The 10,847-nt window shown below is 46.1% G+C and carries 8 protein-coding genes; all 8 read left to right on the top strand.

All coding sequences use genetic code 11. From position 1 onward, the window contains the following. Positions 1-1,210 (top strand): alpha-amylase family glycosyl hydrolase (locus tag HMPREF9473_RS20190; RefSeq protein ID WP_006782069.1); only part of this gene is annotated, 1,210 nt, incomplete at its 5' end. 143 nt (positions 1,211-1,353) lie between these two features. Then, a complete protein-coding gene (locus HMPREF9473_RS26505) occupies positions 1,354-3,099 on the top strand; it encodes a sensor histidine kinase (RefSeq protein ID WP_006782068.1) in 1,746 nt (581 codons plus the stop codon). Next, on the top strand, positions 3,089-3,901 hold the full coding sequence (locus tag HMPREF9473_RS20180; RefSeq protein WP_006782067.1) for a response regulator transcription factor: 813 nt from the start codon (positions 3,089-3,091) through the stop codon (positions 3,899-3,901). The genes HMPREF9473_RS26505 and HMPREF9473_RS20180 overlap by 11 nt, the downstream gene beginning before the upstream one ends. 91 nt (positions 3,902-3,992) lie before the next feature. Then, the gene (locus tag HMPREF9473_RS20175; protein WP_006782066.1) at positions 3,993-5,351 is read left to right on the top strand and encodes an extracellular solute-binding protein; all 1,359 of its coding nucleotides are present in this window, start codon (positions 3,993-3,995) and stop codon (positions 5,349-5,351) included. A gap of 62 nt (positions 5,352-5,413) precedes the next feature. Then, positions 5,414-6,298, top strand: coding sequence for a carbohydrate ABC transporter permease (locus tag HMPREF9473_RS20170; protein WP_006782065.1), 885 nt, complete (start codon positions 5,414-5,416; stop codon positions 6,296-6,298). 14 nt (positions 6,299-6,312) lie between these two features. Beyond that, positions 6,313-7,146, top strand: a complete 834-nt coding sequence (locus HMPREF9473_RS20165; protein WP_006782064.1) for a carbohydrate ABC transporter permease — start codon at positions 6,313-6,315, stop codon at positions 7,144-7,146. 35 nt (positions 7,147-7,181) lie between these two features. After that, positions 7,182-9,371 carry a glycoside hydrolase family 3 N-terminal domain-containing protein gene (locus tag HMPREF9473_RS20160; protein WP_187388722.1) on the top strand — a complete coding sequence of 730 codons (2,190 nt, stop codon included), beginning with the start codon at positions 7,182-7,184 and terminating at the stop codon, positions 9,369-9,371. Then, complete coding sequence (betC, locus tag HMPREF9473_RS20155; protein ID WP_006782062.1) at positions 9,361-10,836, top strand: choline-sulfatase; 1,476 nt, start codon at positions 9,361-9,363, stop codon at positions 10,834-10,836. The genes HMPREF9473_RS20160 and betC overlap by 11 nt, the downstream gene beginning before the upstream one ends. Positions 10,837-10,847: the final 11 nt, after the last annotated feature.

The raw sequence follows: 10,847 nt of genomic DNA, 5'->3' as shown, positions 1-10,847 counted from the left end.
GTATGTTCCCCATCTGAAAAAATGGTATCTCCATCTCTTTGACGTGACCCAGGCAGATTTAAACTGGGAGAATTCCCAGGTGCGGGAAGAGTTGAAGCAGGTGATTCGGTTCTGGAAGGATAAGGGAGTTAAAGGTTTCCGGTTTGACGTGGTAAATTTAATCTCCAAGCCGGAGCTGTTCGAGGATGACGACAGAGGCGACGGACGTCGTTTCTACACCGACGGTCCCCACGTCCACGAGTACTTAAAGGAGCTGGTGAGAGACACGGGAATTGGGGAAATGGTGACGGTGGGGGAGATGTCCTCCACCTCCCTGGAAAACTGCATCCGCTACACCAGGCCGGAGGAACACGAGTTTTCCATGTGCTTTAATTTTCACCATCTGAAGGTGGATTACAAGGACGGCAATAAATGGGAGCCGAAGGAGCCGGACCACGAGGAACTGAAACGTCTTCTGATGCAGTGGCAGGAGGGAATGCAGGCGGAGCAGGGCTGGAATGCCATGTTCTGGTGCAACCACGACCAGCCAAGGGCGGTGTCACGGTTTGGGGACGATAAAAAGTACTGGAAGGAGTCGGCGAAGATGCTGGCCACCTCCATCCATCTGCTTCGCGGAACGCCCTACATTTTCCAGGGGGAAGAGCTGGGGATGACCAACGCCGGTTTTAAGGATATCAGTGAGTACCGGGATGTGGAGAGTATCAACTACTATGAAATCATGCAGTCGGAAGGCAAGACGCGAAAGGAAGCCCTCGATATTCTGGCCGCCCGCTCCCGTGATAACGGAAGAACGCCCATGCAGTGGGACGGCACGGAGCAGGCAGGATTTACGGACAGCGTTCCGTGGATTGGCATTCCGGCCAATCATGTGACGATCAATGCGGAGGCGGAGATGGCCGATGAGGATTCCATCTGGAACTATCACAGGAAGCTGATTGCCCTGCGAAAAGAATATGAGGTGATTGCGGACGGAGGGATTGAATTCCTGTTCCAGTCGGTGCCGGATTTGTTTGCATACAGCCGGTTTGGAGCGGGGGAGGAGATTCTGGTATTCAACAATTTAAGCGGCCGGGAACTGGTATTGCCGGAGGCTGTGAGTCTGCGGGGGTGCAGCAGGCTGATTGGGAATTATGAAGATGGGCACGGGGAGAGCCTTGTGGCTCTGTGGCCCTATGAGAGTGTGGCGTATAGAGTTATTAAACGGAAATAGAAAATGAATGACAAAAGGGAATGTTTGGTGCTGCTGCGGCACTAACATTCCTTTTTATAATGACTAAATAATGAAATTGACATGAATATACCCGTGTAGTAGACTGAAACCAATAACTAATGGGGAAATATCATGGGGGACTTATGAGACAGTTTATGAGGAAAATGCCAATTAACATGAAGATGATATTGGTCATTGGCACGCTGTTTGTGGTATCGACTATTTCCAGCGGTACGCTATATCAGAGAATACTAAAGGATTCTTATACGAAGGAGGCCGGCCAGCTTTCCGAACAGGTTTTAAATTCCATACACAAAGGAATTGATAATCAGCTGGGCTCCATAAAATCGTATGCAAAGCTTCGTATGCTGGATGAAAACACGCAAAAGATGCTGAATCAACAAAATGAAGCCTATACATTGGAGCGGGAGCTTGAGATCGAGCGGATACTGTATAGTTTCGTAGAATTGGCATCCCATGTGAGGACGGTATATTACTACGATGAAAATGGGCGCTTTTATGGGATAGACAGAACCGGGGCGGGAATTAGGAAAAAATATGAGATTCAGGAACAGTCATGGTACCGTGAGGCGGTTTTGGCAAACGGGCGGCATATCATCACCACAAATGTGATGGATAGAGAAGATGGGGAAATCGCCATGGTTTTCTGCATTAATGATATCATGACCCAGAAAAAAATCGGAATGCTGGTAATTAATATGAGTTCCGGGGAATTGCTTAAATCCATGCAGGAAACCCAGGAAAAATATCAAACTGATTTAGAGATTACGGATGCCGAGGGAGTACCAATCTATCGTTTTGTTTCAAAAGAAAATAAGAATTTAATGGAAGAGGCCAAAAAGAGTGGAAAGGGGATGCAGGTAAAAGAAAAAGAATTATATCTTGTATCCAGTTTGTCTATGGAAATGCCAGGAACTGTCTGGAATTATACCAGTGTAACCCCCATGACCACATTGACGCTGGAAAACAAACGGATGCAGAAATCCGCATTAATTGTACTGGCTGCAAATAGCGCTGTTCTTTTATTGGGAACTTTTTTTATTATGAGAGGATTTACAGCGCCGGTCAAGGAACTTGTCAGGGCGATGAAAGAGCATGAAAAGGGCAGCAAAAGTCATTTACAGCTCAACACGAACACAAAAGAGATGTTAATGCTCCAGGATGCATTTAACGATATGACAGAACGGATCAATGTCCTGTTTGACGGAATTGTGGAAAAACATAAAGTGGTGAGAAAAATGGAACTGAACATCTTACAGGCGCAGATCAAACCCCATTTTTTGTATAATACCTTAAATGATATCAGCGCCCTGGTACTTTCAGACAGAAAGCGGGAAGCCTATGAGGTGCTGAAAGCATTCAGCTCTTATTATAGAAAAGTTTTGGGGAAAGGGGAGGAATTTGTCACTTTGGCGGAGGAGATTGATTTGGTATCAAAATATCTGTTGATTCAAAATGTCAGGTTTTCAAATATATTTCACGTGCAGTATGAAATTGATGAGAGTCTGTGTTCTGTAAAGGTTCCAAAATTGGTTTTGCAGCCACTGGTGGAAAATGCTATTTATCATGGAATCAGACCTTTGAAACGGGAGGGAATGATTGTTTTGTCGGTACAGCGGGGAGAGGATGGGAATGTCCTGCTTGGTGTTAGAGACGATGGCGTTGGTATGACGGAGGAACAGATCGAGACACTGTTAGGTAACAGAACGATAAAAGAGTCAGAAAATGGTTTTGGTCTGGCCGGAACCATCGAGAGGATACGGCTTTATTATGATAATGAACAGGCGGTGTCCATTCAATCAGAGCCGGGGCAGGGAACCAGTATTATAATTTCGGTGCCTATCAGGGAGGTGCGGAATGAAGGATAAAATATTGAAAATGATCATTGTGGATGACGAGCCGTTGGCACGGGATATGGTGAAATATTGTTTGGATTGGGAGAAGTCCGGTATTGTGATTTCAGGGGAAGCAGACAGCGCGGATGAGGCAATGCGATTAATGGACTTAGAGCCTGCCGATATTGTGATTACAGATATTGAAATGCCGGACGTCAATGGCCTTGCGCTCAGTGAGCATCTGAAGGCCCGCTATCCGGAGACGGAAATTATAATTGTAACAGGTTATGATGAATTTGAATATGCAAGAAGAAGCATTAAACTGGGAATCGCCGATTTTTTGTTAAAACCCATTGATGATGTAGAGTTGAAGAAAATTGTAGAGAAAATCAAGGAAAAGATTTGTGAAAGAGGCAGAAAAGAAGCAGAGCTGGAACGCATTAAGCGGCATGTGGAAGAAACATTTCCATTTCTTTGGGAACAGTTTATAGGAGGCGGGGACGAAAAACAGGAGGGTGGGGAGAAAGAACTGTTTGCCCTTATGAAACTCTATATCAAAGAACATTATTACGAACAGGCTTTAAGCTTGTCGGTGATTGCGGAAGAATTTCACCTCAATGCCAGCTATTTGAGCCGAATATTTAAAAAGGGAATGGGAAAAAACTTCTCAGAGTATTTATTAGAGATTCGAATGAGAAAGGCGCTGCAGCTTTTGCAGGAAAAAGATTATTTAGCTTATGAGCTTTCTGAATTGGTTGGATTTTCCGACCCGGACTATTTCGGAAGGTGTTTTAAGAAATTTACGGGAGTTTCGTTCAGCGAATATAAAAAGTAAAAAAATTCAGGATACGGGTAATATTTCTCCGTTCCGTTCCGATCGCGGTTAGAGTATACTCAGTGTATCAAATTACGGAGGAGGAATCAGAATGAAACGCTTGATGGGGATGGTATTGATTGGTGCAATGGTGTGTTCACTGTTGGGGTGCAGTGGAGCCGGGACATCGGAAGGTACCAAGGTTTCCGGCACTGATGGGGCACAGGAGAAAACCGAACTTTCAGAAACAGGTGAGAAAGCGGCGGGAGAAACTTCAGGGGCCGGTGAGGAACAGATTACATTAAATATGTGGCACATTCAAACCAATGTGAATGATCCAACGGCCATCGCACTGTTTGATGCAATTGAGCAGTATGAAAAAGAGCATCCGAATGTAAAAATCAATCAGGATGCGACTCAGGGAGAGCAGTATAAAGTAAAAATAAGGACGGCTGTTGCCGCGGATGAGTTGCCTGATATTTTTATGGCATGGGGATATACCTTTGCCGAACCTTTTGTCGAGTCCGGTAAGGTACTGAATCTGGAACCATATCTGGGAGATGGAACAAAGGAGAAAATCAAACCGGGCGTGTTAAATGTACTCAGCTATGACGACCAGGTTTACGGTCTTCCGGTAGATTTCACAGGAATGCTGATGTTCTACAATAAGGAGTTGTTCGAGCAGAATGGATTGGAAATTCCGGAGACTTATCAGGAACTGGTAACGGTTATGGATGCATTTCAGAGCAAGGGCATCGAGCCGATGATTATAGGCGGTAAGGCAATGTGGCCGTTGACAGCTCTCTACGAGGCCATGGCAATCAGGACAGCAGGTGTGGACAGTAACAGAAAGGTAGTGGCAGGTGAGGAATCCATGAATCAGGAAGGATATCGGAAGGCCGCCGAATATTTTCAGAATCTGACAAACAGAGGGGGCTTCACCGCCGACAGTATGAATTTGATTCCACCCGATGCTAACACAAAATTTGCCGCGGGAGGAATTCCGATGACATTTAACGGAACATGGTCCGTGGGAGTATTTGATAAAGAGGATTCCGCGGTAAAAGGGAAATTGGTGGCAGCGCCCTTCCCGGTGATTGAGGGGGAAATGAATAAAGAAGGGGAGTATCTTGGGGCTTCCTTGTCAGGATACATGGTTTCCAACAATTCAAAACATAAAGAAGTGGCAGTTGATGCATTGAAATTCATTACAGAGCAGACGGCGAAGAACTTATATCAGTCCGGAGCGGGATTCCCGGCGTGGAATGTGTCCGTTGATGAATCTACGATGAGCCCATTCTTGATTGAATTGAATGAGATGTACGGAGGCTTATCGGAAGGAATACCAAACTGGGATACGACGTTAGCCGCGGACGTGGTGGAAGATTATAAAAATACTACAACCATGCTCAGCTTGGGAGAAATCACACCAGAACAATATATTGAGATGATGGAAGAATATTTGAAATAGCTGATTGTGAAGCTGCCTGGTGATAAATAAATATCAGGCAGCTTTTTAAATGGAGGATTAATATGAATAGAATGCTCAGTAATAAGAAATCCATCGCTATTTTTTTACTTCCGGCGCTGGTGGTGTTTACCGTAGTGGTTATCGTAACCGTGGGTGCATCCGTCTGGTTCAGTCTGCTCGACTGGGATGGCATTGGAGAGGCATCATTTATTGGACTTGATAATTATAAGAACATATTAACAGATAAAATATTCCTGAAATCAATCAGGAATTCTCTGGTATTGCTTGCAGCCAATATCGGTCTTCAGCTTCCTGTGGCTGTTTTTCTTGCATTGCTTATTTCAAGCGGCATGCGGGGAGAAAAAATATACAGAACCATTTACTTTATACCGGTGATTATCATGACTGCCGTTACGGGACAGCTTTGGATTAAATTGTATGACCCGGTAAATGGGCTGATTAATCAGCTTTTGGGAGTTCTCGGCATGGAAACGCTGCAGAGGAACTGGCTGGTAGATAAAAAGACGGTAATGATGGCGGTTGCAATTCCGGGGGTTTGGCAGTGGATGGGATACCATATGCTGATTGTCTATTCCGCGGTGAAATCTCTGCCAAGGGATATCTACGAATCGGCCCAGATAGACGGCGCCAATAAGTTCCGTATTGCGTGGAATATTACACTGCCCAATATTATTCCCATGATCAAGGTCAGCGTCACCTTCATGGTGGTGGGGTCTATGAAAGCATTTGATTTAATCTATATTCTGACGGAGGGCGGACCGGTTCACGCGTCGGAGGTGCCGACTATCACCATGTATAAGACAATATTTTCAAAGTATCGTTACGGGGAGGGCAGCGCTATGGCAATCGTAATTGTGGTGATCTGTCTGATCTATGCATTGTCGGTCGATAAACTGTTTCAAAAAGCAGAAGACAGAGTGGGGTAGAGGAGGAGCAGAACATGGATATAAAGAAACGTTTGATTTTAGCAGTGAGAAATGTGATACTTGCTTTTTTTGTAGTGATACAGATTGCCCCTTTGATCTGGCTGTTTCTGTTTGCTTTTAAGGACAACCATCAGATATTTAACAATCCTGCCTTTGCCCTGCCTTCGCCAGTGATATGGGAAAATTTTAAGATCGTGTTTCAGGGACTGAAAATCCAGACCTTTTTAATAAACAGTGTGCTTGTTACCGTGGCAACGGTGGCGGTAACCTTATTGTTTTCCTCAATGGCCGCATATGCCTGTGTCAGAATGCGCTGGAAATACGGAAAATGGATGATTATGCTGTTTCTGGCCGGGATTATGATTCCGGTTCATGCTTCACTGCTGCCACTTTTTATTTTGTTTAAGAAGATGGGGATATTAAACAGCCTCTGGTCTTTGATCATACCTTACACGGCCTTTGCTTTGCCAACAGCCATGTTTATTTTCACGGGATTTTTGAAAAATCTTCCGCTGGAACTGGAAGAGGCCGCATGTATGGATGGCTGTAATGTCTATCAGCTGTTTTTTAGGATTATTCTGCCGTTGATGAAAATCCCCATGTCGGTGGTTTCGATATTTACGTTTCTAAATGCCTGGAACGAATTGATGTTTGCGCTCACATTTACTACGGATATGACAAAAAAGACACTGCCTGTGGCAGTTATGTCCTTTCAGGGGATTTTTGTAACGGACTGGGGTCCTATTGGCGCGGCTATGCTGGTGGCCACGGCGCCTACTTTTATCATATATCTTTGCCTCAGTGAACAAATGCAAAAAAGTATGCTGCAGGGGGCGGTGAAGGGATAATGGAGAGAGGGCAGATTAAAAATATCATCAGTCGTATGAATTTAAAGGAAAAAATCAGCCAGTTATGTTCGATTCCATCGATTGAAGTCAGGATGGATGGAAGCAAGGTGGAGATAGAGAATCTGGAGGAGAAGATTGCCTGGGGAATTGGTTCCTTTCAGCTGCCTGCCAGGAATTTTCCTCCGGAAATAAGCGCCAGGATTAACAATGAAATCCAGCGCAGAGTCATGGAGAAAAGCCGGTTTCATATTCCGGCCCTGATTCAGGAAGAATGTTTAAGCGGGCAGGTGGCAAAGGGAGCTTCCATGTTTCCCAAGCCCATAGGACTGGCCTGCACCTTTCACACAGAGCTGGTGAAGCAGATTTATGAGGCGGTGGGAAGGGAGACAAGAGCAAGAGGGGGACATCAGGCTTTTACGCCTGTTCTGGATTTGGGGCGGGACCCCCGGTTTGGCAGATTGGAAGAAACCTTTGGGGAGGATACGTTTCTCACGTCCCAGATGGGTTGTGCCGCTGTGAAAGGGCTGCAAAAAAATGTGGTTTCCACGGTTAAACATTTTGCCGGTTATGGGCAATGCAGCGGTGGGAGAAATTTTGCTCCCTCTTTTGTGGGGAGAAGAGAATTGCTGGATGAAATCCTGCCTCCGTTCCGGGCAGCAGTCGTGGAAGGCGGGGCCATGGGGGTGATGCCTTCCCACTGTGATGTGGATGGGATACCCTGCCATCAGAACCGAGAGTTATTGGACGATATCTTGAGAAAACAGTGGGGATTTAAAGGGATTGTAGTGTCTGATTATTATGATATTGGAAGATTGGAGCATCTGCATGGAACCGCCGAAAGTCCTTTAGAGGCGGCTATGCTGGCCCTCAAGGCGGGGGTGGACATGGATATTCCGGACGGAAAAACCTATCAGTCCCTGGAAAACCAGCTGCTTTCACCGGATATGATGGATTGTATTGACCGCGCGGTGGAGAGGGTCCTGTGTATAAAAAATGAGCTGGGATTATTTGAACAGCCCTTTGTGGAACCGGCGCAGGCAAAGCTGACTGTCAGGTGTGAGAGTCATTGTGATTTGGCGCTGGAAGCGGCAGAGGAGAGTCTGGTATTATTGGAAAATGATGGCATTCTGCCGCTTGTAAGTGAGCGGAAATCCTTGTCCATAGCGGTGATTGGTCCCTGCGCTCATCCTGTTCATTTCAGCTATTACAGTTCGGCTCCCCATATTGGTGTTAGTATCTTGGAAGGGATAAGAGAAAGATGGGAAGGGAATCAGGAGATCTATTATGAAGAGGGCTGCGGACTGACCAAGGAAGCGTTTACCATGGAGACTGAGGTGGATGCCACTATGATGAGAGAGCCGGAGCTGTGTTCTCTAAAAGAGGACCGGAAGATGATTAGGAAGGCGGCTGACTGTGCAAAAACAGCTGATTTGGTAGTGTTATGCTTAGGCGGTTCTGCGGCTACCAGCAGAGAGGCGATCTATGCCAATAACAGTTCCGGGGACAATGACAATCTCAATCTGCCGGGACACCAGGAAGAACTGTTTAAGAAAATACGGAAGGTTAATCCCAATATTGTCACGGTGATTGTCAGTGGGAAGCCCTACTCAAACGAGAGGATATACCGGGAATCCAGAGCTGTCATCCAGTGCTTTTATGCCGGGCAGGAGACAGGAAGGGCCGTGGCTGCACTGCTTGGAGGAGATTACAATCCTTCAGGAAAGCTGTGTGTGTCTGTGGCGAGGAATGTGGGGCAGCTGCCGGTCTATTATAGCCAGAAGAGAACGGGACAGTTCAAGCATTACCTGTTTTCTGAATATGGGCCGCTCTATCCTTTCGGTTTTGGAAGAAGCTATACTACGTATACTTATGAAAATCTTGTCATAGAGAAGAGAGCGGGAACTGTTTTGGCCTCTGTGGATGTAAAAAATACCGGTCATATGGCAGGTGAGGAGATTGTCCAGCTATACGTATCTGATATTCATGCATCTGTGGTGAGACCGGCGAAGGAGTTGAAAGGATTTCGGAGAGTGCATTTGGAACCGGGAGAGAAAAAATGTGTTTCCTTTTCCTTGAGGGAAGAGGATGTGTCATTTACAGGAATGGATGGGAAGTTTGGATTTGAACCGGGGGAATTTGAGATTTTGATGGGGCCTGACAGCAGCAGAGGCTTAACGGACCGGTTTATCTGGGAAAAGGAAGTGGAGGAGACTTATGAACGATAACTATAATATTGTATTGATTATGGCTGACCAGTTGACACCTTTTATGATGGGGGCTTATGGGAATACGCAGGTCATCACTCCGAACCTTGACAGGCTGGCCAGTGAAGGCGTGCTTTTTGAAGCCGCGTATTCGCCCTGCCCTCTATGTACCCCGGCAAGAGCGGCGATGATGACAGGGAAGTATGTGGGCCGGCTGAACTGTTTTGACAATGTATCGGCATTTCCAAGCGAAGAACCCACGTTTGCCCATTATCTAACGAATGCAGGGTATGAAACGGTGCTTTGTGGGAAAATGCATTTTGTGGGAGCGGACCAGCTTCACGGGTTTACCACCCGGCTGACTACGGACATCTACCCGTCTGATTACAGCTGGCTGCCCCAATTTATTGACAAGGAAAAGCACATCATGCAGCCGGACAGCTGGGGCAATGCCATTCATTATAACCGTCAATCCGCCAAGCCGAAGGAATGGAACGACGGTCTTCAATATGATGAGGAGGTGCAGGTAAAAGCCAGGGAATACCTGTATAAAAAAGGGATGGAGAAGGAAAAAACTCCGTTTTGCCTTTGCGTTTCCTACCATCATCCCCACGACCCTTTTCAGCCGCCGGAGAAATATTGGAATATGTACGAGGGCAAAGACATTGCAATACCGGATTTGAGTCATGTAAAACTCAAAGGCGACACTCTGCTGGATTGCTGGCTGAACACGGGGTTTCATCGGACGGATGTCTTTGATGTGACGAAAGCTGAGGATTTATATGCGGTTCGCCGGGCATACAGCGGGCTGGTTACTTATATTGATGATAAGGTGGGGCAGCTTTTGGATGATCTGGAGCAATGTGGTCTCCGGGAAAATACGGTTGTTATATTTACCAGTGACCATGGAGATATGTTGGGAGAGCGTGGAATGGTGCAGAAACGCTGTTTTTATGAGTGGTCCTCCAGAATTCCATTGATCATTTCCACACCGGGTGGTAAGGTGAAGGGGAAAAAGGTGGCGGCTCCGGTGTCATTGGTGGATATTGCGCCGACTGTGATGAGTTTGGCCGGCTGTGAAGATACGCTCCGGGAGATGGATGGGGTGTCGCTGTTTTCAGTCATGGAACAGGGCAGAGAACCTGTTTTTTCGGAATCTCACGGAGAAGGTATTTTGTGGCCCTGCTATATGGTACGGGAGAATCATTGGAAGTATACTTTGATTTATGGCCGGGAAGCACAGCTGTTTCTTATGGACTCGGACCCTGATGAAAAAAATAATGTCAGTGGCCAGGAAGAATATGCAAAAGTGGAATCACATTTGAAAAATCTGATTTTGGAACGCTTTGAGCCGGAGGCTGTCATTTCCTATATGGAATCAGTGATACCCCAAAAAAGGGTGGTGAGAGAAGCGATGAAACGGACGGGGGCGTCCTGGGATTTCATTCCGTTTGTCGATGAAAGTAAACGGTATTCCAGAAATTAAAGATGGAGGAA

The organism is Hungatella hathewayi WAL-18680 (genome assembly GCF_000235505.1).
Classification (GTDB): domain Bacteria; phylum Bacillota; class Clostridia; order Lachnospirales; family Lachnospiraceae; genus Hungatella_A; species Hungatella_A hathewayi_A.
This window is presented reverse-complemented; position numbering and strand designations above follow the sequence as displayed.

Excerpts from the sequence above, each read along its gene's own strand:
- HMPREF9473_RS20160 (WP_187388722.1), top strand. The coding sequence starts at position 7,182 with ATGAATTTAAAGGAAAAAATCAGCCAGTTATGTTCGATTCCATCGATT.
- betC (WP_006782062.1), top strand. The coding sequence starts at position 9,361 with ATGAACGATAACTATAATATTGTATTGATTATGGCTGACCAGTTGACA.
- HMPREF9473_RS20180 (WP_006782067.1), top strand. The coding sequence starts at position 3,089 with ATGAAGGATAAAATATTGAAAATGATCATTGTGGATGACGAGCCGTTG.
- HMPREF9473_RS20170 (WP_006782065.1), top strand. The coding sequence starts at position 5,414 with ATGAATAGAATGCTCAGTAATAAGAAATCCATCGCTATTTTTTTACTT.
- HMPREF9473_RS20175 (WP_006782066.1), top strand. The coding sequence starts at position 3,993 with ATGAAACGCTTGATGGGGATGGTATTGATTGGTGCAATGGTGTGTTCA.
- HMPREF9473_RS20165 (WP_006782064.1), top strand. The coding sequence starts at position 6,313 with ATGGATATAAAGAAACGTTTGATTTTAGCAGTGAGAAATGTGATACTT.
- HMPREF9473_RS26505 (WP_006782068.1), top strand. The coding sequence starts at position 1,354 with ATGAGACAGTTTATGAGGAAAATGCCAATTAACATGAAGATGATATTG.